The sequence below is a fragment of the Pseudomonas sp. HT11 genome (assembly GCF_044875395.1).
In the GTDB taxonomy this organism is placed as follows: Bacteria; Pseudomonadota; Gammaproteobacteria; order Pseudomonadales; family Pseudomonadaceae; genus Aquipseudomonas.
In genome coordinates, this window is sequence record NZ_CP173217.1 from 4,797,342 (window position 1) to 4,822,899 (window position 25,558).

Consider the following 25,558-nt stretch of genomic DNA (forward strand, 5'->3'; position numbering starts at 1 on the left):
GTTTCATCAGAGCTAAAGAAAAAACCGCACGCCGTTACAGCAGTGCGGTTTTTCCCTAACAGCAAGCGACGACTACAAACTATTACGCCTGGTGGGCAGTAACGTAGTCGATAGCAGCTTGAACAGTAGTGATTTTTTCAGCTTCTTCGTCCGGGATTTCGGTCTCGAATTCCTCTTCCAGAGCCATCACCAGCTCAACGGTGTCAAGGGAATCGGCACCCAGGTCTTCTACGAAGGAAGCGCTGTTGGTCACTTCTTCTTCTTTAACGCCCAGTTGCTCGGCGACGATTTTCTTGACGCGTTCTTCGATGGTGCTCATACCTTGTTTAACTCCTAATGGACAAATTCAGGCAGCTGGCCAGTGGGTAAGTGTATAGAAAGCCATTTCAGCTTTTCAACTGAAAGCTTCACCCTGTACCCGGTCGGCCACCAGCCTATAAATTAAGTTGCAGCTTTATAACGGATTTTAGACAGCTCGTATGACATTTTTTTGAAGCGATCCGTCACAATTTAACTCATGTACATCCCGCCGTTCACCGGGATTGTAGCCCCAGTCACGTATGCCGCACCGTCGGATGCCAGGAAAGTGACCACATTTGCGATCTCTTGAGCCTGGCCCAGACGGCCCAGCGGAATCTGCGTCAGCAACGCTTCACGCTGTGCTTCCGGCAGTTCGCGGGTCATATCGGTGTCGATGAACCCTGGGGCCACCGAGTTGACCGTAATCGACCGCGAACCGACTTCACGCGCCAATGCACGGCTGAAACCTTCCAGACCGGCTTTGGCCGCCGCGTAGTTTACTTGGCCTGCGTTGCCCATGGCACCCACTACGGAGCCAATATTGATAATTCGGCCCCAACGCGCCTTGGTCATGCCACGCAAAACGCCCTTGGACAGGCGAAACAGACTGTTCAAGTTGGTATCGACCACGTCGTACCACTCGTCGTCTTTCATGCGCATCATCAGGTTATCGCGGGTGATACCGGCGTTGTTCACCAGAATAGCCGGTGCGCCAAATTGTGCAGTGATTTGCGCCAGCACAGCGGCAACCGACTCATCGCTGGTCACGTTCAGCTCAAGGCCCGTGCCCTGAACGCCGTTTTCCTTCAAGGTGGCGGCGATACGCTCGGCACCCGAGGCGGATGTCGCGGTGCCGATGACTACGGCGCCCTGACGGCCCAGTTCCAGGGCGATCGCCTGGCCAATGCCACGGCTCGCGCCGGTAACCAGTGCAACTTTACCTTGCAGACTCATGCAGGCTTCTCCTAAGTTCGGGGATCAGGGATTCAGGCCAGTGCCGCGCGGGCGGCAGCGAAGGCATCCGGGGTATTGAGGTTGGCAGTCGAGACGCCGTCGGCGCAGCGCTTGTTCAGGCCAGCCAGGACCTTGCCCGGGCCACACTCGACAAGCTCGGTGGCACCCTTGGCCGCCAGGGTCTGGACCGACTCAACCCAGCGCACAGGCTTGTAGAGTTGCTCCAGCAGGTCGCGCTTGAGGGTCTCGAGGTCGGCGGCAACGGCCGCGCTGACGTTCTGCACCAGCGGAATCTGCGGCGCCTGCCAGTTGATGGCGGCGATGGACTCGGCAAACCGCTCGGCAGCCGGGCGCATCAGCTCACAGTGGGACGGCACGCTGACCGGCAATGGCAAGGCGCGCTTGGCGCCACGAGCCTTGCAACCTTCGATGGCACGTTCAACGGCGGCCTTGGCGCCGGCAATTACCACCTGGCCAGGCGAGTTGAAGTTCACCGCGCTGACCACTTCGCCTTGGGCCGCTTCGGCGCAGGCTTCGATCACCACGGCGTCGTCCAGACCCAGGATAGCGGCCATGCCGCCCTGCCCGGCCGGAACGGCTTCTTGCATCAGTTGACCACGACGCTCGACCAACTTGACGGCTTCAGCCAGGGTCAGGCTGCCCGCCGCCACCAGGGCGCTGTATTCGCCCAGGCTGTGACCGGCCACGTAAGCCGGGCGCGCGCCACCTTCAGCCAGCCACAGGCGCCACAGCGCGATCGACGCGGTGAGGATGGCCGGCTGGGTTTTATCGGTTTGATTGAGTTGTTCTTCCGGCCCTTGCTGGGTCAGCGCCCACAGGTCGTAACCCAGGGCGTCGGAAGCTTCCTTGAAGGTGTCCAGGATCAACGGATGTTGCGCGCCCAACTCGGCCAACATGCCGAGGGACTGCGAACCCTGCCCTGGAAAGACGAATGCGAGGGATGTAGACATGTAACAAGCCCCTAATGATCTGGTCGTCAAAAATGAACGCTCCCGATTTTGAGATGAATCCACGGGTGGGAGCGCACGAAACTGACAGATTGGATGGTCAATTGAACTGGCCGGTCACATTTAAGCATTCCCGGGCCAATTCGCCTAAGGCAACAAGTCTTCAAGACGGCCGTGCAAGCGTTGCGGCAGGTTTTCCTGGATCTCGATCAGCGCCCGCGCAATCGCACTTTGAAAACCTTGCACCCCCGCCGAGCCATGGCTTTTCACCACAATGCCCTGCAACCCCAGAAAGCTCGCACCATTGTGCCGCGCCGGCGCCAGGTCGGCCTGCAAGCGGCGCATCAATGGCAGCGCCAGGGCGCCGACCATGCGTGAGGCGAGGCTCTGCTTGAACAAGGCTTCGATACGCGTAGCGATCATGGTTGCCAGGCCTTCGCTGGACTTGAGCAGGATATTGCCGACAAACCCGTCGCACACCACCACATCGGCTTCGCCACGGTACACACCGTCACCTTCGACAAACCCGACGTAGTTCACCCCTCGCGCATTTTGCAGCAAGGCGGCGGCGAGCTTGACCTGCTGATTGCCCTTGATGTCTTCGGTGCCGATATTCAGCAACGCCACCCTCGGCCGGGTCACGCCCAACGCCTCAGCGGCCACCGAGCCCATCACCGCGAACTGGAACAGGTGCTCGGCACTGCAATCGACGTTCGCACCCAGGTCCAGCAGTTGGCAGTAGCCTTTTTGTGTGGGGATGGCCGCGACCATCGCCGGGCGATCGATCCCGGGCAGTGTCTTGAGCACATGCCGCGACAACGCCATCAAGGCTCCGGTATTGCCGGCACTGACACAGGCTTGCACCTTGGCATCACGCAACAACTCAAGCGCCACCCGCATCGAAGAGTCGGGCTTGCCACGCAGGGCTGCCGCCGGTTTGTCATCCATGCTGATGGTTTGACTGGCTGGCGTAATCGTCAGGCGCGCGCGATCCACCGCCGGATGGCTGGCAATCAATTCTTCAAGAAGGGAGGGTTGACCGACGAGGGTCAGGTGCAGCGAGGGCGTAGCAGACAGGCTGGCAATGCAGGCCTGAACAATGCTGCGGGGACCGAAGTCCCCGCCCATTGCGTCAATCGCGATGACTTGAGCAGACAAGTGATTACTCGTCAGCGCCCTTGTCGATCACTTTACGACCACGGTATACGCCTTCTGGCGATACGTGGTGACGCAGGTGAATTTCACCGGTGGTTTTTTCTACAGACAGAGTGCTTGCCGTCAGGGCATCGTGCGAACGACGCATGTCACGGGCAGAGCGGGATTTTTTGTTCTGCTGAACAGCCATAATTGATTAACTCCTAAACGTTTGGGTCACGCTTTAACTGCGCCAATACACTGAACGGGTTGGACCGCGTTACCTCGTCCTCGCTCGGCTCGGCCTCGTCATCGAGACCCTCCGGCTGCTGGCATTCTTCCGGATGATGAGCAGGCACAATGGGCAAGGCGAGCAAAAGCTCCTCCTCGATCAGTGCATGCAGATCCAAAGGATCTTCGCCCAGTTCCAGCACGTCATAACCTTTCGGCAACGACTGGGTATTCGCACCCTCCTTCACCACAGCGTAACTGCATTCGCTGTGAATCGGCAGGGTGACCAGCTCAAGACAACGCTGACAAACCATTTTGACTTCGGTGTCGATAAAACTGTGGATTACCACAGACTTACGTTCATCTCGTTCAAAAACAAATTTGGCCTGCACCGTACCGACAGTGTCGGAAAGCGGGTCGCAGAGTCTCTCCAAATCGGCCAGCAGCAATTCACCTTGAAGGGAAGTGCCACGATCTGCCAATTTGCGCGGGTCAACGTGAGGTGGAATCGGGTCATTCAACATAGGCGCAGCATTATAGGGATGCACCCGGCCATGTCAAAGGAAATTCAGCCCTGTGCGTCAGCCGGTCACCCCGCTAGAATCCCCGGCTGCTCTGAGGAGACGCCTATGCTGCCTTTATTACTTGCATCCAGCTCGGTTTATCGCCGGGAATTGCTGAGCCGCCTGCACCTGCCGTTCATCTGCAGCTCGCCGGATATCGACGAAAGCCACCGTGAAAATGAATCCGCCATTGAGCTGGTCAAGCGCCTGGCCGAACAGAAAGCTCGCGCCCTCGCCGGCAGCCATCCGGGGCATTTGATCATTGGCTCCGATCAGGTCGCTGCTCTGGAAGGCAGGATCATCGGCAAGCCCCACACCTTCGAGAACGCGCGCGCACAACTGCTGGCAGCGAGCGGCAAGCGTGTCAGCTTCCTTACCGGGCTGGCGCTGCTGAACAGCGAGACCGGGCACTGCCAGGTCGACTGCGTACCGTTTACGGTGCACATGCGCGAACTGAGCGCTGAACGCATCGAGCGCTACCTTCGGATCGAGCAACCTTATGACTGCGCCGGCAGCTTCAAGGCCGAGGGACTGGGCGTGAGCTTGTTCCAGAGCACCGAAGGGCCGGATGCGACCAGCCTGATCGGCCTGCCACTGATTCGCCTGGTGGACATGCTGCTGGCCGAAGGCGTACAGATCCCCTAAGCCCACCACAAAACCAATGTGGGAGCTGGCTTGCCTGCGATGCACACACCTCGGAACATCAGTCGAGCCGAGGTGACGCTATCGCAGGCAAGCCAGCTCCCACAGTTTGAACCCTGTCGCTTTCGAGGTATCAGCGCAACGTCGGGCCCTGGAAGCCCATGTACATAGCCAATTTCTCGGCCACACTGGCACCCAGCTTCTTGGAGAAGCGATCAAACGGCGATTCCTGAACAGTGAAATCCACCAATTCCTTCTCGCCAATCACGTCCCGCGCCACCGAGCTGGCACTGCCCAGCCCATCGATCAAGCCCAGCGGCAACGCCTGCTCACCCGACCACACCAGGCCGGAGAACAGCTCCGGATGGTCTTTGTCCTTCAGACGATCGCCACGCCCCTGCTTCACGCTGGCAATGAACTGACGGTGAGTGGTATCGAGCACGCCCTGCCAGAACTGGGTTTCATCGGCTTTTTGCGGCTGGAACGGGTCGAGGAATGCTTTGTGCTCACCCGAGGTGTAAGTGCGACGCTCAACCCCCAGCTTCTCCATGGTGCCGACGAAGCCATAACCGGCCGCCGTCACGCCAATGGAGCCGACCAGGCTGGCCTTGTCGGCGTAGATCTGGTCAGCGGCGCTGGCGATGTAATAGGCGCCCGAGGCGCCCAGGTCGGAAATCACCGCATACACCTTGATATCCGGGTGCAGGCCGCGCAGACGGCGAATCTCGTCATACACGTAACCCGACTGCACCGGACTGCCACCTGGGCTGTTGATGCGCAGGATCACACCCTTGACCTTCGGGTCTTCAAACGCCGCGCGCAGGCTGCTGACAATATTGTCGGCGCTGGCGGACTCTTTGTCGGCGATCACGCCACGCACTTCGATCAAGGCGGTGTAGTTGCTGCCACGGGTGGCGCTTTTTTCCATGTCCATCAGTGGACTGAACAGCACCAGCATCGCGAGCAGCCAGATAAAGGTCAGCAGCTTGAAGAAAATCCCCCAACGCCGCGCACGGCGCTGTTCCTGAACGCTGGCCAGGAGAGTCTTCTCCAGCAGCTTCCAGCTTTTATCATCGCTGCTATCCGCCTTTTCCGGCGCCTTCCACTCGTCACTCATGCCATTAACCCCAGCAAAGACTTATTGGGCCCGGCTGAGCCAGGCCTGCAGTTCGGAAAAATGATCAATCGTCAGCCTCGGCTCGTACTGCTGCAAGGCCTCGGCAGCCTGAGCGCCGTAGCTGACCGCCACACTGTCCATGCCAGCATTGCGCGCCATCATCAGGTCGAAGGAGGCATCGCCTACCATCAACGCCTGGCGCGGCGACACACCACAATGGGCAAGGATCTGCTCAAGCATCAGAGGATGAGGCTTGCTGGCGGTTTCATCCGCCGCCCGGGTGATGTCGAAATAATCTTCGAAGTTGTGCGCCTTAAGGACCCGGTCCAACCCGCGACGGGCTTTGCCGGTGGCGACTGCCAAGTGATAACCCTGGGCACGAAAGGCCTCCAGCGATTGCACCACACCGTCGAACAGCGGCGAAGGCGTGGCCTCCAGCGCGATGTAGTGTTCGGCGTAATGATCGCGAAAGGTCACCAGCTCAGCGTCACTGATCTTGGGGTACAGGGTACGGATGGCTTCAGGCAAGCCCAGGCCGATGATGCCTTTGACCGCGAGATCGGTGCACAACGCAAAGCCCGAGCGGGTTGAAGCTGCGTGCATTGATTCCACGATCCGCCCGATGGAATCGCACAGGGTGCCGTCCCAGTCAAAGATCAGCAGTTTGTAATCAAGGTGCGACACTCAAACGCTCCACGGTCTTGGCCCACATCTCGTCGACCGGCGCCTGCAGCTTCAACTCACCGCCATCAGGCAGTGGAACCGTCAGCATGTAGGCGTGAAGGAACAGGCGCTTGCCGCCCAGGTCGCGGATTTCCTTGGAGAAATCCTCGTCACCGTACTTGGTGTCGCCGGCGATGCAGTGGCCTGCGTGCAGGGTATGCACGCGAATCTGGTGAGTACGCCCGGTCACTGGCTTAGCCTCGACCATGGTGGCGAAGTCACCGAAACGGCGCAGCACCTTGAACAGGGTCAGGGCTTCTTTGCCCTCCTCGTCCACTTCAACCATACGCTCGCCGGAGCGCAGGTTGCTCTTTTGCAGCGGCGCACGAACGCTTTTGATCGAGCTCGCCCAGTTGCCACGCACCAGCGCCATGTAGCGCTTGTCGACACCATCGCCACGCAGGGCGGTGTGCAGGTGGCGCAACATGCTGCGCTTTTTGGCGATCATCAGCAGACCGGAGGTGTCGCGGTCCAGGCGGTGGACCAACTCCAGCTCCTTGGCATCCGGGCGCAACTGACGAAACGCTTCGATCACGCCGAAATTCAGGCCGCTGCCGCCGTGCACCGCAATGCCGCACGGTTTGTTGATCACGATCAGCTTGCTGTCTTCGAAAACAATTGAAGCCTCAAGGCGCTGCAGCAGGCCTTGGGCCAGCGGCACGGGTTCGTCACGCTCAGGCACGCGAACCGGCGGCACACGGACGATATCGCCCGCCTGCAGCTTGTACTCGGGCTTGATGCGGCCTTTGTTCACGCGCACTTCGCCTTTACGCAAGATGCGGTAAATCAAGGTCTTGGGCACGCCTTTGAGCCTGGCCAGGAGAAAATTGTCGATGCGTTGGCCGGCATATTCCGGCGAGACCTCGAGCAGCTGGACGCTGGGGGTCTGGGGGGCGGTAGTCGTCATGGCGGCGATGATAACAATTTTTTATGGAATTGAAGCACTTAATCATTGCTGCTATAGTCGCGAACGCCGCCAAAAGCGGCCTGGACAGAGGACTTGCGGCAAACTGCCGGCCCTGACCATCGCAATTCATCAGGACGCGAGGCCGTCCTACGGGGCTTTTGCCACCTTGGAAGGCTCGAGATTGTAACAAGCGCAGGTGACATGAGGCCTGAAGCGAGTGCAGAAAGCAGAGTGAATACTCGCGTTCTGCGCCGATATTTACGGCCAGTTCACAAAGTGCAGTCAGTCTTGAGCCAGACCATGGCGAAAGCTTCGGAAACAACGCCTGTTAAGAGCTGAGTGAGAGCGCAGTCGCCCACACCTAGTCTTGTTTAGCCATGAGCGTGGACTCCCCATTGGAGAACACGGTAAATGCCAACCCGCTGCGGATTCTGCGCGCGGCAGCACCCGAATTATCAGGGATACGTGTAGGGTGGAGATGCACAACCGTCGGACCGTGTAGCACTAGGCTTATATTTAGACGCTTCATCTCGTCCACAGTCGCCGGTTGATTCCTCCTCCTGACCTTAGCTTTTGTTGAAGTGGTGCCTTTGTCACCACCGCTAACAAGCAGGACGCGTCCGTCGCGATACCGGCCCAATTGGCTCGTTATTGCTGGACACTGGAGTGGCCAACCACTCTTGACGCACCTGACACCGACCGTGAGAAGTCGTGTGTGCCGAACGCCGTTTCCGGCAGCCCGGAAACCGACGGTACAACATGAAAAGAATGCTGATTAACGCAACTCAACCCGAAGAGTTGCGTGTTGCACTGGTAGATGGCCAACGCCTCTACGACCTGGACATCGAATCCGGTGCACGCGAGCAAAAGAAGGCCAACATCTATAAAGGCCGTATTACTCGCATCGAACCAAGCCTTGAGGCTGCCTTTGTCGATTTCGGCTCCGAGCGCCACGGCTTCCTGCCCCTCAAAGAAATCTCCCGCGAATACTTCAAGAAAGCCCCAGAAGGCCGCGTGAACATCAAGGACGTCCTGAGCGAAGGCCAGGAAGTCATCGTTCAGGTCGAAAAAGAAGAACGTGGCAACAAGGGCGCCGCCCTGACCACTTTCATCAGCCTGGCCGGCCGTTACCTGGTGCTGATGCCGAACAACCCGCGTGCCGGCGGTATTTCCCGTCGCATCGAAGGCGAAGAGCGCAACGAACTGCGTGAAGCGCTGAACGGCTTGATTGCACCAGCCGACATGGGCCTGATCGTGCGCACTGCCGGCCTTGGCCGCAGCAGCGAAGAAATGCAGTGGGACCTCGACTACCTGCTGCAACTGTGGACCGCTATTAAAGAAGCGTCCCTGGACCGTTCCGCGCCGTTCCTGATCTACCAGGAAAGCAACGTGATCATCCGCGCCATCCGCGATTACCTGCGCCAGGACATCGGCGAAGTGCTGATCGACAGCGTTGAAGCCCAGGACGAAGCCCTGACCTTCATCCGCCAGGTAATGCCGCAGTACGCCAGCAAGATCAAGCTATACGAAGACAGCGTTCCGCTGTTCAACCGTTTCCAGATCGAAAGCCAGATCGAGACCGCCTTCCAGCGCGTCGTCGAACTGCCTTCCGGTGGCTCCATTGTGATCGACCCGACCGAAGCCCTGGTGTCCATCGACATCAACTCGGCGCGTGCGACCAAAGGCAGCGACATCGAAGAAACCGCCCTGCAGACCAACCTGGAAGCGGCTGAAGAAATCGCTCGCCAGCTGCGCCTGCGTGACATCGGCGGCCTGATCGTGATCGACTTCATCGACATGACCCCGGCCAAGAACCAGCGCGCCGTGGAAGAAAAAGTCCGCGAATGCCTGGAAGCTGACCGTGCCCGCGTACAGGTCGGCCGCATCTCGCGCTTCGGCCTGCTGGAAATGTCCCGTCAGCGCCTGCGTCCATCCCTGGGCGAAAGCAGCGGCATCGTCTGCCCGCGTTGCAACGGCACCGGCATCATCCGTGACGTTGAATCGCTGTCCCTGGCGATCCTGCGCCTGATCGAAGAAGAAGCCCTGAAAGACCGCACCGCCGAAGTCCGCGCGCAAGTGCCGATCCCGGTTGCAGCTTTCCTGCTCAACGAAAAACGCAACTCGATCACCAAGATCGAACTGCGCACCCGTGCCCGTATCGTTATCCTGCCGAACGATCACCTCGAAACGCCGCACTTCGAAGTGCAGCGCTTACGTGATGACAGTCCGGAAGCCCACAGCGGCCAGTCCAGCTACGAAATCGCTGCTGCTGCGGCTGAAGTGGAAGAAGTCCAGCCAGCTGCCGCAACCCGCACCCTGGTTCGCCAGGAAGCTGCCGTGAAGACCGCGCCGGCGCGTGCCAACGCACCGGTACCTGCCGAGGTAGCCGCCCCGGTTGCCGCGCCAGCCGCCCTGCCTGAGCCAAGCCTGTTCAAAGGCCTGGTGAAATCGCTGGTCAGCCTGTTCGCCACCAAGGAAGAGCCTGTTGCTCCGGTAGTGGTTGAAAAACCTGCCACCGAGCGCCCGGCCCGTAACGAAGAACGTCGCAACGGTCGCCAGCAAAGCCGTAACCGCAACGGTCGCCGTGATGAAGAGCGCAAGCCGCGCGAGGAACGTGCACCGCGTGAAGAACGCGCGCCACGTGAAGAGCGTGCACCTCGCGAAGCCCGCGAAGAAACCCCGACCGTAGCCCGTGAAGAACGTGCACCGCGTGAAGAGCGCGCACCACGTACCCCACGCGCCCCTCGTGAAGACCGCAAGCCACGTGGCGAGCGTGAAGAACGTGTGCGTGAACTGCGCGAGCCACTGGACGCAGCGCCAGCCGTGGCTGCCGAAGCCGCCAGCGAAGAACGCCCGGCTCGCCAGCCGCGTGAAGAACGCGCCCCACGTGAAGAGCGCCAGCCGCGCCCACCGCGTGAAGAGCGTCAACCACGCGCCGAGCAAGCCGCTGCCGCCAGCGAAGAAGAAGTGCTGACGGGCGAAGAGCAACTGCAGGAAGACGGCCAGGACAACGCCGAAGGCGATCGTCCACGTCGTCGCTCCCGGGGCCAGCGTCGTCGCAGCAACCGTCGCGAGCGTCAACGTGACGCCAACGGCAATGTCATCGAAGGCTCGGAAGAGTCCGGCGAAAACGCAGAAGCCGCCACCGCCGAACCGACTGGCGCCGAACTGGCTGCCGGCCTGGCTGTGACAGCCGCCGTGGCCACCTCGGTGATCAGCGCACCTGCTGAAGCCCAGGCTCACGAGCAAGCTGAACGCGCCACTGCCGCCGTCGAAGACACCTCTGCTGTAGAAGCGCCACTCGCCGAAACGCCAGCGGTTGAAGCGCCAGTGGTTGAGGCCCCGGCAGTTGAAACGCCGGTAGTTGAAGCTCCAGTCGTCGAAGCAACCACCCCGATCGAAGCCCCAGTGGTGCCGGAAGTGGAAGTTGCATCGGTTCGCGAAGCCCAACCAGCAGTGGAAGTCACCGCTGTCGAGCCTGCACCGGTGGTTGAGCCTCAGCCAGTGGTTGAAGCCGTGGTTGAAGCGCCGGCTGTCGAAGAGGCTGCCCCGGCAGTGCGTGAAGTTCGCGAAGAACAGACCGCCTTCCAGTGGACTGCCGAGCCAGCCGCTCCGGTTGAAGCGCCAACCCCTGCCCCTGTGGCAGAAGAAGCGCCAGCACCGGTTGCCGAAGTGGTTGAAGCCGCTCCGGTGGTGGTTGCCGAGCCTGCGCCAGTGGTTGAAGCACCAGTGGTTGCCGAAGTCGCCGCCCCGGTGGTTGAAGCCGCCCCTGCCAGCGCCCTGACTGAAAATGGCCGCGCGCCGAACGACCCACGTGAAGTGCGTCGCCGTCGCAGGGAAGCTGAGGCCGCCGCCGCGGCAGCTGCTGCCGCACCGGCTGCTGCTGAAGTGGTCGAGGCGCCAGCCCCGGCTGCCGCTGAGCACGCCCCAAAGGCTTTGGAAGCAGAACACGAGCCTAAACCTCTCGTCTGATTCCATCAGCCACTAAAAAGCCCCGCCTGAGTGATCAGGCGGGGCTTTTTTATGGGCGATTGATTTGAGACCTGCGCAGTTCCAACACGGGAGCGAGCAAGCCCGCTCCCACATTCAGTCGGCGTTGAAATTCAGCCTCTGTGGCAGATCAACATCCCAAAGCACCCCCGGATCATTCACGTGAACCTGCGCTACCTTCGCCTGAGCGAACAGAGGCTTGGCGCCCCGATCCCCGGTCAACGCCATCAGGTCTGGCCCGAACGCACGACCAAACGCCACAGGATGGCCGCACGCTCCCGCATGCACCGGCACGCTGATACCCTCTTCCTGCAGCGCATCCAGTACCTGTTCAATGCTCGATGATTGAATAAACGGCATGTCGCCCAATACCACCAACCAGCCGTCTGCCGCGCCACTGGCCGCAACCACCGCCGCAAGGCTGTCGCCCATGCCGGCAGAATGCAGCAACAGGACTTCACAGCCGTAAGCCTGTGCCAGGCGAATCACCTCCAGCCGGTCCGGCGAAGTCACCACCCAGCGCTTTACAACCCGCTCAGGCAGATTCACGAGCACCTGCTCGATCACCGGCCGCGTCACACCATCTAGGCCCACGCAATCGGCCAGCAACTTGTCTTTATCAGCCCCCGCCTCAGCCCGAAAACGACTGCCCTGCCCTGCCGCCAGCACAATCGCGGCAACGGTCATTGGGCTGCTACCGGCAACGGCTTTTTCTGCAGTGGTGCCACGCCGTTCTTGATCGCAACGATTTCGGCCATCAACGACAACGCAATTTCCGACGGTGTATGACTGCCGATGTGCAAACCGATCGGCCCATGCAAGCGGGCAATGGCCTCCGCCGACAGGCCCAGCGCCGCCAGGTTCTCTCGGCGCTTCTGGCTGTTGACCCGTGAACCAAGGGCACCAATGTAGAACGCCGTGGAATTGAGCGCCGTCAGCAGCGCCATGTCATCCAGGCGTGGATCGTGGGTCAGGCAGACGATGGCAGTGCGTTCATCGGTCTGGATATTGAGCACCGCCTCATCCGGCATGCCCGGCACAAAGCGGCCGTGCTGCTCTTCCCAGCCATAAACAAACTCTTCACGCGGGTCGCAGATCAGCACTTCGAAATCCAGCAACCGCGCCATCTCGGCCACGTAGCGTGACAACTGGCCCGCACCGATCAGCAACAAACGCCAACGGGGGCCATAGATCGCGCGCAGGCGTTCACCATCGAAGGTCACGACATCGGTCTTGCTCGCACCGCTCAAGTTCACCTCGCCAGTGGCCAGGTCCAACTCGCGCGCAACGATTTCATGCGCCTCACACCGCGCCAGCAATTGGGCGACCCAAGCCCAGTTGTCCACGCGCTCTTCGGTCAGGCGTAATGTACCGCCGCAGGGCAAGCCAAAACGCGCAGCTTCATCCCGGGTAACGCCGTAGGTCACCAGTTGCACCGGTGGCCCATCGTCCGGCAAGCGACCGTCCTGCAAGCGCGCGATCAAGTCATCCTCGATGCAGCCACCGGACACCGACCCAATCACGACACCGTCGCCCCGCAAGGCCAACATCGCCCCAGGCGGGCGCGGCGCACTGCCCCAGGTCTGGACCACGCTGTAGAGCACCACTCGGCGCCCTGCGCGGCGCCAATCGAGCACGCTGCGCAAGACATTCAGATCCACACTGTCCATCAAAACTCCTGCAAGCGATTGCAGCGCAAACATGCGGCTGGCTAATGGGTTTTAGAGCGGACACCCCGGCGTGAGTTTCATCAGCATCGTCCGGTCAGGGCCAACGGACGTAGGCAGATACGAGCCTCATCGCGATTTGATGAAGCGGTGACTGACTGTAAATCAAAAGCACCGAAAAGTGACCCCGCAGAAACGCAAACGCCCCGATCCAGTCGGGGCGTTTGCAGAGCGTCTGGCGCGATTCACGCCTTCGGCATGTTACTTAACCGCAGGAGCTGGGCCTTCGGCCACGCCCAGGTCATCTTCCGGACGGGTGTCGGAGATGCCAGTGCCGCCGGACGCCAGCTCGCTGTGCAGCTTGTCGGTGTCCAGTTCCTTGACCCACTTGGCCACAACGATGGTGGCAACGGCGTTACCGACCAGGTTGGTCAGTGCGCGGGCTTCGGACATGAAGCGGTCGATACCCAGGATCAGCGCCAGGCCGGCAACCGGCAGATGGCCAACAGCCGACAGGGTGGCCGCCAGCACGATGAAGCCCGAACCGGTCACGCCTGCAGCGCCTTTGGAGGACAGCAGCAGCACCAGCAGCAAGGTGATCTGGTGGGTGATGTCCATGTGGGTGTCGGTTGCCTGAGCGATGAACACGGCCGCCATGGTCAGGTAGATCGAAGTACCGTCGAGGTTGAAGGAGTAGCCGGTCGGGATCACCAGGCCTACTACGGATTTCTTCGCGCCCAGACGCTCCATCTTGATCAGCATGCGTGGCAGTGCCGATTCGGAGGAGGAAGTCCCCAGTACGATCAACAGCTCTTCACGGATATAGCGAACCAGCTTCAACACGCTGAAACCGTGTGCGCGGCAGATGGCGCCCAGCACCACGACCACGAACAGGATGCAGGTGATGTAGAAGCAGATCATCAGCTGACCCAGCTGTACCAGCGAGCCTACACCGTAGGCGCCGATGGTGAACGCCATGGCGCCCAGGGCACCCAGTGGCGCGAGCTTCATGATCATGTTGATGATGTTGAACATCACGTGCGCGAAGCGATCGATGAAGTCCAGCACCGGCTTGCCGTAGGCACCCAGGCGGTGCAGGGCGAAACCGAAGATCACCGAGAACATCAGCACTTGCAGGATATCGCCGTTGGCGAAAGCGCCGACGATGGTGTTCGGGATCACGTTAAGGATGAAGCCAACCACGCTCTGGTCTGCACCGGCAGTCACGTAGGCCGCGACTTTGGAGGCGTCCAGGGTAGCCACGTCGATGTGCATGCCGGCGCCCGGTTGCACGACGTTAACCACGACCAGACCGATCAACAGGGCGATGGTTGAAACAACTTCGAAGTACAGCAGCGCGTAGCCACCGGTTTTGCCCACCGATTTCATGCTTTGCATGCCAGCGATGCCGCTGACAACGGTGCAGAAGATGATCGGGGCGATGACCATTTTGATCAGCTTGATGAAGCCGTCACCCAGTGGCTTGAGCGCCACGCCGGTCTGCGGGTAGAAGTGACCGAGCAAAATACCGATAACGATTGCAACGATCACCTGGAAATACAGGGATTTGTACAGTGGCTGACGAGTCGTCATTGCAAAGTTCCTCAATCGCACCGTGTGGCAAATATCCGCCATTGCCCACGACACTTGAATTGCGAACCCTCCTGCACTGGAGGGATTTGTTGTTTGCGAGGTCTGCTGAAACAGGCCTGCGCTGTTTTCTGTATCGCAAACGCCGTGCCACTTCGCTTAAAAAATGCTGAAGGCCTTTAGACATCAGGGCTGGGGGCAAGACGACGGCCCTGTACACCCTGGAAGATGTGGCGGAATTCCGCCAGGCCACCCGGTCTCGTCCTACAATTTGGCGGATATCCGCCTTGTTGCCTCTCTCGGTGATGGCTAACATCCGCCACTCCATGGACGAGGCCCTCACATGCGTGAACGTACCATCGCCAGCCACTACGCCCGGGCCGCCCTCGGCGGTGCGCGCCGGGTCGGCTACGACTGCTCGGGCCTGCTGCTGCAGGTGGGCATCACCCCCGAGCTGTTGACCGAACCCCGCGCCCGCATCGCCCCCGAGCAATTTACCCGGCTGTTGCAGAGGTTGTGGCTGGCGCTGGACGACGAATACCTGGGGTTTGCCGAAGGCCCGAGCAAGCGCGGCACTTTCGCCATGATGTGCCACGCGCTGATTCATTGCCGCACCCTGGAGAAGGCTCTGGAACGCGGCTTATTATTTTATAGCCTATTCCCACAGGGTCCGCGCTGGCAGCTGACGAGAGAAGGCGATATGGCCCGGCTGAGCCTGGACGATTCGCAGTTGTGGGACCCGGATCACTTCCTCAGTGAATGCCTGCTGGTGATCTGGCATCGCTTGGGCAGTTGGTTGATCGGCCAGCGTATCCGCCTGCAACAGGCAACGTTCAGCTACCCGATGCCGGCCCATGCCGGCGAATATGACCTGCTCTTTCCCTGCCCTCAGGTATTCGGCGCGCCACACAGCAGCCTGGTGTTTCCCAGCCGCTACCTGAGCTTGCCGCTGCTGCAGGACGAACGCACCCTCAAGCATTTTCTCGAGCGCTCCCCCGCCGACCTGCTGTCGCGGCCGGATGAAGGCGACAGCCTGAGCAGCCAGCTGCGCCGCCTGTTGAGCCGCGACCGCACGCCCTGGCCGGACCTGGAAGCGGTCGCGCAGCACCTGCACATCAGTCCTCAAACCCTGCGCAGGCATTTACGTGAGGAAGGCACCAGCTTTCAGGCGCTCAAGGATGAGTTGCGACGGGACATTGCCATCTATCATTTGGGACGAGCGGATTTGTCGTTGCAGGAGATTGCCGAGCAGCTGGGGTTTTCCGAGCCGTCGGCGTTTCATCGGGCGTTCAAGAAGTGGACAGGCTTGACGCCGGGGGCGTATCGGGCGCAGGAGAGTTAGCGCGGTGTTGTGTGTGTGCTGGCCTCATCGCAGGCAAGCCAGCTCCCACATTTGATCGGGTTCACATAATCAAAAGGTGGGAGCTGGCTTGCCTGCGATGGGGCGGGTCCAGGCGATACAAATCAAACCGCCGGAAAGTGAATCTTGAACGCCGCGCCGCCCAATGGTGAGTCGCCCAAGGTCAGCCGCGCGCTGTAGCTTTCAATAATGTCCTTGACCACCGCCAGACCAATGCCCTGCCCCGGATGCTGGCGGTCCAGCCGCTCGCCCCTTTGCAGAATCCGCGCACGCTGATCAGGCGGCACACCAGGCCCGTCATCTTCAATGCACAGCTCGGTGCCTTCGAGGCTTTCTGTCAGGCTGATGCGCACTTCACTCAGGCACAGGCGATAGGCGTTTTCCAGCAAGTTGCCGAGCATTTCGAGCAACGCGCCTTTCTCGATCGGCACATCGCATTCGGCCGGCAACTCAAAGGTCACCGTCACGCGTTTATCGCGATAGACCTTGTCCAGCGTGTCACACAGGCTTTGCAATACCGGCTCAAGGCGCACCTGGTGGCGCACCAGCCCGCTTTTGCGCAAGCTGGCACGCTGCAACTGGTAGCCGATCTGCTGGCTCATCCGTTCGATCTGCGACTGCAATACCCAGGCCTGGCCGCGATCTTCCGGGCGCTGGGCCATGTCTTCACTCACACCCTGCAACACGGCCAGCGGCGTTTTCAGGCTATGGGCCAAGTCGTCGAGGGAATCGCGGTAGCGCGCCCGTTGTTCACGCTCGCTGTGCAGCAACCGGTTGAGAGAGCCCGTCAGACGCAGCAATTCTCGTGGATGCTCTTCGGAAAGGCTTTCGCGGGTGCCGCCTTCGATCTGGTCAAGTTCCTGGCTAAGGCGCCGCAGTGCTTGCAGGCCCCACGTCAGGCCCAGCCACAGCAACGTCAGCAACACCAGCAAGGCCGCGCCGAACCCCAAATAGAGGTTTTCCCGCAGGCCTTCAAGGGTCAGCTGGTATTCGCGCACTGGCTGCAGGGCCACGATACTGAACGCCGCGCTCTTGCCGCCCAGCAGCTTGACCTCGACGTCATACACGAAAAATTCCTGACCATTGGCCTCGCGAATGCGCGCGAACTCATTACCGCGCCCGTCGTAGCGCGGCTTGTAGTTGATGTTTTCTTCCTGGGTAGCGCGTGAGCGCCATACCAGATGGCCTTCACGGTCGTAGATATAGCCAAGCAGACGGCTATCGGTGAGGTTGAAACGTTCGTCCGGCAACTGCGCAGGCATCAGCAGGCGATTGTTTTCGACGCGCGCAGCGGAAATCAGGGTGGTGACGTCCGACGCCAGGCGCTGCTCGATGGAATCCTGCAGCGCCAGGCTGAATGCCCCTTGCATGGCGGGCAATAAGCCCAGCATGAACAACACGGCCAGGGTGGTGGCCGCCAGCATCAAGCGCACACGTAACGAGCGTATCAACGGCAGCGCTCATTAAACAGGTAACCCAGGCCCCGCACGGTGTCGATCGGCTTGAACCCGGCTGGCCCTTCCAGCTTGCGGCGCAGGCGGCCGACGAGCACTTCGATCACGTTCGGATCGCGCTCGTCGTCATCGGGATAAAGCTGCTCCATCAGGCGGTCCTTGGCGACAACTTGCTGATGGTGGCGCATCAAGTATTCGAGAATCCGATACTCATAGGCGGTCAGCGCCAGCGGCTGTTCATCCAGGGACGCTTGCTTGCGATTGAGGTCCAGCAGCAAGGGCCCGGCAACAATGGTCGACTGGGTGAAACCGCTGGAGCGGCGCAGCAAGGCGTTCATCCGCGCCTCCAGCTCTTCGAACTGGAACGGCTTGACCACGTAGTCGTCAGCGCCGGCCGCCAAGCCTTCGACCTTGTCCTGCCAGTTGCCGCGGGCGGTGAGGATCAGGATCGGGAAGGTCTTGGCCTGGCTGCGCAGTTGGCGGATCAGGTCCAGGCCGCCCATGCCGGGCAGGCCCAAGTCGATGATGGCCAGGTCATGGTTGAATTGCCCGGTCTGGTACAGGGCTTCCTCGGCATTGGCCACGGCCTCGACCACGTGCCCGCTGTCGGTCAGGCGGGTGAACAGGTGATGACGCAACAGCGCCTCATCTTCCACGACCAGCAATTTCATAAGGCTCTCCAAGGCAATTCAACTGTCCGACAGGGGGATATCATAGCGGCCCTGCAAGTCTTGCGGGCGCAGTTTAATGCCATTGTATTGGCCCGTCAGGTGTTCGTAACCGGTGCGGTAGGCAGGTTGCGGGGCGCTCAGGCCCAGGGACTGGCCCCACGGCGCGGCCTGGGTGCCCGCGTCTTCGAAGCTGACACGATGGATCAGGTTGCTGGACTTCTTGGTTTTCTCGCCACCAAAGGCCGCAAATGCACCGTCCGACGCCTGGACGCCGGCAGTGGCACTGAGCATGGTTAACGCCAACATCAGCTTTTTGATCGCAGTCATGGTGCTTACCTCTACGCGTTTTGGCTGTTGAGCCCAGACTACGCAGGCGCCCCTGAACTCCCCCTGAACGGGCTCTGAACCGCGCCTGAACCGTGACGGGCTATCCACTGGCGCGCCAACTGACGCAAAATACCGCGCATGACGCCTCTACCCGCTTGCTGCACCCCACTCGATGCCCATTGGCCGCTGCCCGCTCCGTTGCCGGGCACGGTGTTTCTGAGCACCCGTTTCGATCCAGCCTTATTAGCCGCCGGTGATTTCCAGCGCTGCGCGGTGCCGCCTCCGGCCAGCATCCAGCGCTCGGTGGCCAAGCGCCAAGCGGAGTTTCTCGCCGGCCGCCTGTGCGCCCGCGCGGCCCTGCAACAACTCGATCACCTCGATTGCGTGCCGACCATCGGCGAAGACCGTGCGCCGGTGTGGCCTGAACACATCAGCGGCTCAATCACCCACAGCACCGGGCATGCGGCGGCGATTGTCGGGCACAAGGCGCAATGGCGTGGGCTGGGGATGGACCTGGAAAATGTGCTGGCCCTGGACCGGGCAGAACGCCTGGCCGGGGAGATTCTTACGGCTGAAGAAATGCAGCGCATGACAAGCGTGCCGCGCGAGCAGGTCGCCTTGTTGGTGACGCTGACGTTTTCGGCCAAGGAAAGCCTGTTCAAGGCGCTCTACCCGATCGTGCAGAAGCGCTTTTACTTCGAACATGCCGAGGTGGTGGCGTGGTCCGAGACCGGACAGGTGCGACTAAGGCTGCTGACCGACCTGTCTGCCGAGTGGTGCCATGGCACGGAGTTGGAGGGGCAGTTTGCGGTGGAGGGTGAGCAATTGTTGAGTCTAGTGGCCGTCAGGGCCTGATCTGACGCCATTGCTGGCAAGCCAGCTCCCACAGTTGGAATGCATTTCAACTGTGGGAGCTGGCTCGCCTGCGATAGCGATCTCAAGCCTTCTCCTGATCCCTGGGCCAACTCAGGCTGAAACACGCCCCACCCAGGTTGTTGCTCTTGCTGATCAACGCCCGCCCGCCGTGCCAATAGATGATCCGCCGCACAATCGACAAACCCAGGCCGTGCCCGCCGGAGGCGCGGGTGCGGCTGTCGTCCAGGCGCAGAAACGGCGTAAAGATGCGCTCCCAGGCGCTTTCCGGCACACCGGGGCCGTCATCTTCCACATCAATGCGGCAACGCACCTGCCCGACCTGGTAGCTGATCAACACCTGGCCCTGGGCGTGGCGCATCGCATTGCTCACCAGGTTTTGCACAGCGCGGTGCAGGTAGCGCGGCTCGGCATCGACCCAGGCGTCGTCCCAATGCGCCGACGACAGGCAAATACCACGGGCCACGTTGACCTGAGGGCGCAGTGGCGACAATTCGCCGATCACCTGATCGAGCAACGCGCTGAGGTCGACCCGCTGGAAATTCAGCTCCGGCGCGCCCTGCTCCAGGCGGGCGTAGGTGAGCATTTCGTCAACCAGGCCATCCAGGTCCTGGATATCGCTGTCCATGCCGTCCATGTATTTGCGCCGCGCCTCGGGGCTGGCGGCGTCGCCGATCATCTCCAGGCCAAAGCGCAGGCGTGCCACCGGAGTGCGCAATTCGTGGGACACCGCCCGCACCAGCTCACGCTGAATCGCCAGTAACTGCTGCAAGTGCTCGGCCATGCCATTAAAGGCCGCCGCCAGTCGCCCCACCGAGTCGGCGCCACGTGCCGGCACGCGGACCTCCAGATTGCCTTTGGCGATGCGTGTGGCCGCCGCTTCCAGCCCTTTGAGCCGCCGCTCAAGCTGGCGCACCAACAAATACACGATCAAGCCGATCAGGGTCAGGCTGATCAAGGCGATCAGGATCAGCCACTGCGGCGGGTAAGGGTTCATTTGGTACAGCGGGCCGATTTCCAGTACCCATGGCGTCCCGACCATGCCGGCAAACACGCGGATCGAATCGCCGCCCTTGCCCAGGGCCATCACCGTGTCGCCTTCCGAGACCCGTCGACGCTGATCGTCGTCCATGTCGGCCTGGTCCAGGGTCATCAGGTGCATGTCAAAACCAAAGCCCTTGGCTTCTTTTATGTCAGCGAGTTTTTGCGGCTGCTCGGCGACCGGAAAGCGCACCAGTTCGTCCGCCAGCAGGTAAATCGTCGCGCGGGCCAATTGTTCGCTGATCTGTTGCACTTCGCCGGTGAGTACCAGTTGTTCCTGCTCGCTGACCAGACGCAGCACCCGCGCCGCATGCGGCCCGGTCTGCTCGACCAGCACCTGGCCGCGTTGCAGGCGGTTGCGTTGGCTCAGGTCCAGTTGCGCGTCGGTGAGTGTGCGCAGTTCCAGGGGAATGCCCAGCAAACGCTCCCACACCGCCAGGGCGCGCTGGCGTTCGATGGCGCTCATGGGCTGCAGGTTGTCGCCCATCAACGCGAAGGTGCCGTGGGCCAGGCGTTCACGGTATTGGCCGCTGCGCACTTCATTGAGCAGGTGCAGGGCCAGTACGCCCAGCAATGCGACCAGGATCAGCGCCGCGCACATGCCGCCGTAGATGCGCAGGAAGATTGAGTTCACAGCGGCATATCGGCAGCGGCTTCGGGGACGAACAGGTAGCCTTTGCTGCGGATCGTCTTGATCAGGCGCGGGTGGATCGGGTCGTCGCCGATTTTGGGGCGAATGCGTGAGATGCGTACATCGATGGAACGGTCCTGGCCGTCGTAGCCGATGCCGCGCAGGGCGATAAAGATCTCTTCGCGCGACAGGATGCGCCCGGCATTCGCCACCAGCAGCCATAGCAGGTCGAATTCGGCGCTGGTCAACTCAATGCCGCCTTCGTGCAGCCAGGCTTCGCGCAGAGCGTTGTCCACCACCAAGGGGCCAAATTGCAGGCGACGCTGGTTTTCCACGGCGATCGGCAAGGCCGGCTCACTGCGCCGCAGCAGGGCCTGGATGCGCGCCAGCAACAGGCGCGGGCGCACGGGTTTGCACACGTAATCATCGGCACCCATGTCCAGGCCCTGCACCTGGTCCATGTCATCGGTGCGTGCAGTGAGCATCAGGATCACACCGTCATAGCGCTCGCGCACACTGCGGCAGATGCTCAGGCCATCTTCGCCGGGCAGCATCAGGTCGAGGATCACCAGGTCGGGCTGTTCGGCAATGATGCGTGCCGCCGCCAGGGCGCCGTCGCTTTCCACCGCCACCCGCAGGCCGTTGCTCTGCAAATAATCACGGGTCAACTCGGCCAATCGCTCGTCGTCCTCGACGATCAATATCTGCCAGGCTTCTTGCTCCATGCGCTACCTCGGTTCTAATTATTGTCATCTACGGGGCACACACTGCTGCCTCTATTGAAGGCCGATTGTAGCCATGCGCCAGCCCTCTGGCACAAGCCGGGAAATCCATTCGGTGATCGCATTTTTTTGTGGTAGGGTTCGCGCCCTCAAAATTCCAATCGGCTGTTTTTACCTTGGAATATTCGGTGACAAACGGCGCGATCCAGTAGTACTGCGGCCTACACGGGCGTTCTACGATTCATACACATTTTACCCACAGCGTTATCCACAGGTAGTGCGTTGCTAAGCCCCCCAAAACGCATTATCTTGTACCTCGGCGCTAAAAAAACCCTACATGTAGGGTTTTAAGCGAAAAACCAAACACAGATCAGACAAGAAACTCAAGCGCTTTCTTGCTCCCGTTTGGTTGGAACCAACGCATTTTTTAAAAGCCCAAACCGCGCACGCGGATGGCAGCCGTTTTCCAGCCTCCAGGGCAGAAAGCGGTACGGGTGTTGCAGTGCTTGAAGCGAGCAACTGTCACCCACCAGGAATACGGCGAAGGGCGCCTCATGGCCCGAACCGAAGACTTCGGCATGGAAGCGGCGCGATGAGCTCCCTTCCTCCTGTCCCGAAGTTGTTATGCCAGGCCCCAGGCCTGCTGTAAGTGCTTCAGGACGGAACGGTGGGCACCGTGATGGTGCCCAAATAAATATAGAATGTGGAGACAACCCCCCATGCAAACCGACACAACTCGCGAGAACCCGCAGGGCTCCGTGCCGCAGGCCGCTGATTCGAACCTGGATCTGTCCGCCACTGCACCTGGCCAACTGCGAGTGATCAAGCGTAACGGCACTGTCGTTCCTTACACCGATGACAAAATCACCGTCGCCATCACCAAAGCGTTTCTTGCAGTTGAAGGCGGCACCGCTGCTGCCTCGTCGCGCATCCATGACACTGTTGCCCGCCTGACCGAACAAGTCACTGCGACCTTCAAGCGTCGCATGCCCTCGGGCGGCACCATCCACATCGAAGAAATCCAGGACCAGGTCGAACTGGCCCTGATGCGTGCCGGCGAGCAGAAAGTTGCCCGCGACTACGTGATCTACCGTGACTCGCGCGCCAAAGAGCGCGCTGTACGCACCCCGGCTGAAGAAGCTGCCGTGCAAGCTCACCCGTCGATCCGCATCACCCTGGCTGACGGCACCTTTGCACCGCTGGACCTGGGCCGCCTGAACACCATCATCACCGAGGCCTGCGAAGGCCTGGAAGAAGTCGACGGTGACCTGATCCAGCGCGAAACCCTGAAGAACCTGTACGACGGCGTGGCCCTGACCGACGTCAACACCGCCTTGGTGATGACCGCCCGTACCCTGGTTGAACGTGAGCCGAACTACTCGTTCGTGACCGCGCGCCTGCTGATGGACACCCTGCGTGCCGAAGGCCTGGGCTTCCTGAAAGTCGCCGACAGCGCCACCCACCACGAGATGGCTGACCTGTACGCCAAGGCCCTGCCTGCCTACATCGCCAAGGGTATCGAGTTCGAATTGCTCAACCCGATCCTGGCCACCTTCGACCTGGAAAAACTCGGCAAGGCGATCAACCACGAGCGCGATCAGCAGTTCACCTACCTGGGCCTGCAGACCCTGTACGACCGTTACTTCATCCACAAGGACGGTATCCGTTTCGAACTGCCGCAAGTGTTCTTCATGCGCGTGGCCATGGGCCTGGCGATCGAAGAGAAGCACAAAGAAGACCGCGCCATCGAGTTCTACAACCTGTTGTCGTCCTTCGACTACATGTCGTCGACCCCGACCCTGTTCAACGCCGGTACCCTGCGTCCACAGCTGTCGAGCTGCTACCTGACCACCGTGCCGGATGACCTGTCGGGCATCTACCACGCGATCCACGACAACGCCATGTTGTCCAAATTCGCCGGCGGCCTGGGCAACGACTGGACCCCTGTGCGTGCACTGGGTTCGTACATCAAGGGCACCAACGGCAAGTCCCAGGGCGTTGTACCGTTCCTCAAAGTAGTGAACGACACCGCTGTAGCCGTGAACCAGGGTGGCAAGCGCAAAGGCGCTGTGTGTGCCTACCTGGAAACCTGGCACATGGACATTGAAGAGTTCATCGAGCTGCGCAAGAACACCGGTGATGACCGTCGTCGTACCCACGACATGAACACCGCCAACTGGATCCCTGACCTGTTCATGAAGCGTGTCTTCGATGACGGCCCGTGGACCCTGTTCTCGCCATCCGAAGTACCGGACCTGCACGACCTGACCGGCAAGGCCTTCGAGGAGCGTTACGAGTACTACGAAGCCCTGTCCCAGTACCCAGGCAAGATCAAGCTGTTCAAGACCATCCAGGCCAAAGACCTGTGGCGCAAAATGCTGTCCATGCTGTTTGAAACCGGCCACCCATGGCTGACCTTCAAAGACCCGTGCAACCTGCGCAGCCCGCAGCAGCACGTGGGCGTGGTCCACAGCTCGAACCTGTGCACCGAGATCACCTTGAACACCAACAAGGACGAGATCGCCGTTTGCAACCTGGGCTCGATCAACCTGCCGAACCACATCGTCAACGGCAAGCTGGACACCGCCAAGCTGGAACGCACCGTGAATACCGCCGTTCGCATGCTCGATAACGTTATCGACATCAACTACTACTCGGTACCACAGGCGCAGAACTCCAACTTCAAGCACCGTCCGGTCGGCCTGGGCATCATGGGCTTCCAGGACGCGCTGTACCTGCAGCACATTCCTTACGGTTCGGACGCTGCAGTCGAGTTCGCCGACAAGTCGATGGAAGCGGTCAGCTACTACGCCATCCAGGCTTCCTGCGACCTGGCCGACGAGCGCGGTGCCTACGAGACGTTCCAGGGTTCGCTGTGGTCCAAAGGCATCCTGCCGCTGGATTCGCAACAGATCCTGATCGAGCAACGTGGCCAGAAGTACATCGACGTTGACCTGGAAGAGTCCCTGGACTGGGCCCCGGTACGTGCCCGTGTGCAGAAAGGCATTCGTAACTCCAACATCATGGCCATCGCACCGACCGCCACCATCGCCAACATCACTGGCGTATCGCAGTCGATCGAACCGACCTACCAGAACCTGTATGTGAAATCGAACCTGTCGGGCGAATTCACCGTGATCAACCCGTACCTGGTTCGCGACCTGAAAGCCCGCGGCCTGTGGGACTCGGTCATGATCAACGACCTGAAGTACTACGACGGTTCGGTGCAGCAGATCGAGCGCATCCCGCAAGAACTCAAAGAGCTCTACGCGACTGCGTTCGAAGTGGACACCAAGTGGATCGTTGACGCCGCCAGCCGCCGTCAGAAGTGGATCGACCAGGCCCAATCGCTGAACCTGTACATCGCTGGCGCATCGGGCAAGAAGCTCGACGTGACCTACCGCATGGCCTGGTACCGTGGCCTGAAAACCACTTACTACCTCCGTGCCCTGGCCGCGACCAGCACCGAGAAGTCGACCATCAACACCGGCAAGCTGAACGCTGTTTCCAGCGGCGGCAACCACGGTGATGATTCGGTTCTCGCAGCACCAGCCGGTCCAGCGCCAGTGCCAAAGGCCTGCGCGATTGATGAGCCGGATTGCGAAGCTTGCCAATAAGCTGAGCTGATCCCGGGCTTGATTGCCCGGGGTTGAAAAAAACCGATAGACCCTGCTGCAGTGGGTTTATCGGTTT

The 25,558-nt window shown here is 60.7% G+C and carries 22 protein-coding genes; 5 read left to right on the forward strand and 17 right to left on the reverse strand.

What is annotated here, in order from left to right; genetic code table 11:
* Nucleotides 1-82 precede the first annotated feature (82 nt).
* The 6 genes from acpP to ABWL43_RS22170 all read right to left on the reverse strand — a co-directional run bounded on the left by acpP (nt 83) and on the right by ABWL43_RS22170 (nt 4,111).
* Nucleotides 83-319 (reverse strand): acyl carrier protein, encoded by a 237-nt coding sequence (gene acpP, locus ABWL43_RS22145; protein WP_016973676.1) that lies wholly within the window; start codon nt 317-319, stop codon nt 83-85.
* A gap of 191 nt (nt 320-510) precedes the next feature.
* The gene (fabG, locus tag ABWL43_RS22150) at nt 511-1,254 is read right to left on the reverse strand and encodes a 3-oxoacyl-ACP reductase FabG (RefSeq protein WP_010566560.1); all 744 of its coding nucleotides are present in this window, start codon (nt 1,252-1,254) and stop codon (nt 511-513) included.
* A gap of 32 nt (nt 1,255-1,286) precedes the next feature.
* Entirely contained in the window at nt 1,287-2,225 is a 939-nt protein-coding gene (gene fabD, locus ABWL43_RS22155) for an ACP S-malonyltransferase (protein WP_262208521.1), read from the reverse strand.
* A gap of 144 nt (nt 2,226-2,369) precedes the next feature.
* The gene (gene plsX / locus ABWL43_RS22160) at nt 2,370-3,380 is read right to left on the reverse strand and encodes a phosphate acyltransferase PlsX (RefSeq protein WP_404484390.1); all 1,011 of its coding nucleotides are present in this window, start codon (nt 3,378-3,380) and stop codon (nt 2,370-2,372) included.
* A gap of 4 nt (nt 3,381-3,384) precedes the next feature.
* Nucleotides 3,385-3,567, reverse strand: a complete 183-nt coding sequence (gene rpmF, locus ABWL43_RS22165; protein ID WP_008152339.1) for a 50S ribosomal protein L32 — start codon at nt 3,565-3,567, stop codon at nt 3,385-3,387.
* Between the two features lie 13 nt (nt 3,568-3,580).
* Entirely contained in the window at nt 3,581-4,111 is a 531-nt protein-coding gene (locus tag ABWL43_RS22170) for a YceD family protein (protein WP_032886799.1), read from the reverse strand.
* Between the two features lie 105 nt (nt 4,112-4,216).
* Here ABWL43_RS22170 and ABWL43_RS22175 point away from each other — a divergent pair, with 105 nt between their 5' ends.
* Nucleotides 4,217-4,795: a nucleoside triphosphate pyrophosphatase gene (locus ABWL43_RS22175; RefSeq protein ID WP_242196141.1), complete on the forward strand. Its 579-nt coding sequence runs from the start codon at nt 4,217-4,219 to the stop codon at nt 4,793-4,795.
* 130 nt (nt 4,796-4,925) lie between these two features.
* On the opposite strand, the gene ABWL43_RS22180 is transcribed toward ABWL43_RS22175, so the two are convergent.
* Genes ABWL43_RS22180 through rluC form a run of 3 tightly spaced genes read right to left on the reverse strand, consistent with a single transcriptional unit; the run spans nt 4,926 to nt 7,539 of the window.
* On the reverse strand, nt 4,926-5,909 hold the full coding sequence (locus tag ABWL43_RS22180; protein ID WP_145159295.1) for a S49 family peptidase: 984 nt from the start codon (nt 5,907-5,909) through the stop codon (nt 4,926-4,928).
* 21 nt (nt 5,910-5,930) lie between these two features.
* Nucleotides 5,931-6,593: an HAD-IA family hydrolase gene (locus ABWL43_RS22185; RefSeq protein ID WP_262208523.1), complete on the reverse strand. Its 663-nt coding sequence runs from the start codon at nt 6,591-6,593 to the stop codon at nt 5,931-5,933.
* A complete protein-coding gene (rluC, locus tag ABWL43_RS22190; protein WP_058427510.1) occupies nt 6,580-7,539 on the reverse strand; it encodes a 23S rRNA pseudouridine(955/2504/2580) synthase RluC in 960 nt (319 codons plus the stop codon). Before rluC ends, ABWL43_RS22185 begins: the two co-directional genes overlap by 14 nt.
* A 759-nt stretch (nt 7,540-8,298) precedes the next feature.
* On the opposite strand from rluC, the gene rne reads away from it, so the two are divergent.
* Nucleotides 8,299-11,511, forward strand: a complete 3,213-nt coding sequence (gene rne, locus ABWL43_RS22195) for a ribonuclease E (RefSeq protein ID WP_404484396.1) — start codon at nt 8,299-8,301, stop codon at nt 11,509-11,511.
* A gap of 114 nt (nt 11,512-11,625) precedes the next feature.
* Here rne and ABWL43_RS22200 read toward each other — a convergent pair whose 3' ends face one another.
* The 3 genes from ABWL43_RS22200 to ABWL43_RS22210 all read right to left on the reverse strand — a co-directional run bounded on the left by ABWL43_RS22200 (nt 11,626) and on the right by ABWL43_RS22210 (nt 14,789).
* Nucleotides 11,626-12,216 (reverse strand): NTP transferase domain-containing protein, encoded by a 591-nt coding sequence (locus tag ABWL43_RS22200; protein ID WP_262208525.1) that lies wholly within the window; start codon nt 12,214-12,216, stop codon nt 11,626-11,628.
* A complete protein-coding gene (locus tag ABWL43_RS22205) occupies nt 12,213-13,199 on the reverse strand; it encodes an XdhC family protein (RefSeq protein WP_262208527.1) in 987 nt (328 codons plus the stop codon). The genes ABWL43_RS22200 and ABWL43_RS22205 overlap by 4 nt, the downstream gene beginning before the upstream one ends.
* A gap of 258 nt (nt 13,200-13,457) precedes the next feature.
* Nucleotides 13,458-14,789: a dicarboxylate/amino acid:cation symporter gene (locus ABWL43_RS22210; RefSeq protein WP_145159305.1), complete on the reverse strand. Its 1,332-nt coding sequence runs from the start codon at nt 14,787-14,789 to the stop codon at nt 13,458-13,460.
* A gap of 340 nt (nt 14,790-15,129) precedes the next feature.
* On the opposite strand from ABWL43_RS22210, the gene ABWL43_RS22215 reads away from it, so the two are divergent.
* Nucleotides 15,130-16,128 carry an AraC family transcriptional regulator gene (locus ABWL43_RS22215; RefSeq protein WP_145159307.1) on the forward strand — a complete coding sequence of 333 codons (999 nt, stop codon included), beginning with the start codon at nt 15,130-15,132 and terminating at the stop codon, nt 16,126-16,128.
* A gap of 122 nt (nt 16,129-16,250) precedes the next feature.
* Here ABWL43_RS22215 and ABWL43_RS22220 read toward each other — a convergent pair whose 3' ends face one another.
* Genes ABWL43_RS22220 through ABWL43_RS22230 form a run of 3 tightly spaced genes read right to left on the reverse strand, consistent with a single transcriptional unit; the run spans nt 16,251 to nt 18,598 of the window.
* The gene (locus ABWL43_RS22220; RefSeq protein WP_262208529.1) at nt 16,251-17,597 is read right to left on the reverse strand and encodes an ATP-binding protein; all 1,347 of its coding nucleotides are present in this window, start codon (nt 17,595-17,597) and stop codon (nt 16,251-16,253) included.
* Nucleotides 17,594-18,271, reverse strand: a complete 678-nt coding sequence (locus ABWL43_RS22225) for a response regulator (protein WP_017138377.1) — start codon at nt 18,269-18,271, stop codon at nt 17,594-17,596. Before ABWL43_RS22225 ends, ABWL43_RS22220 begins: the two co-directional genes overlap by 4 nt.
* 18 nt (nt 18,272-18,289) lie before the next feature.
* A complete protein-coding gene (locus ABWL43_RS22230; protein ID WP_145159311.1) occupies nt 18,290-18,598 on the reverse strand; it encodes a hypothetical protein in 309 nt (102 codons plus the stop codon).
* A 138-nt stretch (nt 18,599-18,736) separates the two neighbouring features.
* Between ABWL43_RS22230 and ABWL43_RS22235 the strand changes: the two genes are divergently transcribed.
* Nucleotides 18,737-19,453: a 4'-phosphopantetheinyl transferase gene (locus tag ABWL43_RS22235; protein ID WP_262208533.1), complete on the forward strand. Its 717-nt coding sequence runs from the start codon at nt 18,737-18,739 to the stop codon at nt 19,451-19,453.
* Between the two features lie 82 nt (nt 19,454-19,535).
* On the opposite strand, the gene ABWL43_RS22240 is transcribed toward ABWL43_RS22235, so the two are convergent.
* On the reverse strand, nt 19,536-21,146 hold the full coding sequence (locus ABWL43_RS22240) for an ATP-binding protein (RefSeq protein ID WP_242196164.1): 1,611 nt from the start codon (nt 21,144-21,146) through the stop codon (nt 19,536-19,538).
* Entirely contained in the window at nt 21,143-21,868 is a 726-nt protein-coding gene (locus ABWL43_RS22245) for a response regulator (RefSeq protein ID WP_145159317.1), read from the reverse strand. Before ABWL43_RS22245 ends, ABWL43_RS22240 begins: the two co-directional genes overlap by 4 nt.
* Before the next feature lie 716 nt (nt 21,869-22,584).
* Here ABWL43_RS22245 and ABWL43_RS22250 point away from each other — a divergent pair.
* A complete protein-coding gene (locus ABWL43_RS22250) occupies nt 22,585-25,482 on the forward strand; it encodes a ribonucleoside-diphosphate reductase subunit alpha (RefSeq protein WP_145159319.1) in 2,898 nt (965 codons plus the stop codon).
* Nucleotides 25,483-25,558: the final 76 nt, after the last annotated feature.

Coding starts and splice junctions, on each gene's coding strand:
- acpP (WP_016973676.1), bottom strand. CDS start 319: ATGAGCACCATCGAAGAACGCGTCAAGAAAATCGTCGCCGAGCAACTG.
- fabG (WP_010566560.1), bottom strand. CDS start 1,254: ATGAGTCTGCAAGGTAAAGTTGCACTGGTTACCGGCGCGAGCCGTGGC.
- fabD (WP_262208521.1), bottom strand. CDS start 2,225: ATGTCTACATCCCTCGCATTCGTCTTTCCAGGGCAGGGTTCGCAGTCC.
- rpmF (WP_008152339.1), bottom strand. CDS start 3,567: ATGGCTGTTCAGCAGAACAAAAAATCCCGCTCTGCCCGTGACATGCGT.
- ABWL43_RS22170 (WP_032886799.1), bottom strand. CDS start 4,111: ATGTTGAATGACCCGATTCCACCTCACGTTGACCCGCGCAAATTGGCA.
- ABWL43_RS22175 (WP_242196141.1), top strand. CDS start 4,217: ATGCTGCCTTTATTACTTGCATCCAGCTCGGTTTATCGCCGGGAATTG.
- ABWL43_RS22180 (WP_145159295.1), bottom strand. CDS start 5,909: ATGAGTGACGAGTGGAAGGCGCCGGAAAAGGCGGATAGCAGCGATGAT.
- rluC (WP_058427510.1), bottom strand. CDS start 7,539: ATGACGACTACCGCCCCCCAGACCCCCAGCGTCCAGCTGCTCGAGGTC.
- rne (WP_404484396.1), top strand. CDS start 8,299: ATGAAAAGAATGCTGATTAACGCAACTCAACCCGAAGAGTTGCGTGTT.
- ABWL43_RS22200 (WP_262208525.1), bottom strand. CDS start 12,216: ATGACCGTTGCCGCGATTGTGCTGGCGGCAGGGCAGGGCAGTCGTTTT.
- ABWL43_RS22205 (WP_262208527.1), bottom strand. CDS start 13,199: ATGGACAGTGTGGATCTGAATGTCTTGCGCAGCGTGCTCGATTGGCGC.
- ABWL43_RS22210 (WP_145159305.1), bottom strand. CDS start 14,789: ATGACGACTCGTCAGCCACTGTACAAATCCCTGTATTTCCAGGTGATC.
- ABWL43_RS22215 (WP_145159307.1), top strand. CDS start 15,130: ATGCGTGAACGTACCATCGCCAGCCACTACGCCCGGGCCGCCCTCGGC.
- ABWL43_RS22225 (WP_017138377.1), bottom strand. CDS start 18,271: ATGAAATTGCTGGTCGTGGAAGATGAGGCGCTGTTGCGTCATCACCTG.
- ABWL43_RS22230 (WP_145159311.1), bottom strand. CDS start 18,598: ATGACTGCGATCAAAAAGCTGATGTTGGCGTTAACCATGCTCAGTGCC.
- ABWL43_RS22235 (WP_262208533.1), top strand. CDS start 18,737: ATGACGCCTCTACCCGCTTGCTGCACCCCACTCGATGCCCATTGGCCG.
- ABWL43_RS22245 (WP_145159317.1), bottom strand. CDS start 21,868: ATGGAGCAAGAAGCCTGGCAGATATTGATCGTCGAGGACGACGAGCGA.
- ABWL43_RS22250 (WP_145159319.1), top strand. CDS start 22,585: ATGCAAACCGACACAACTCGCGAGAACCCGCAGGGCTCCGTGCCGCAG.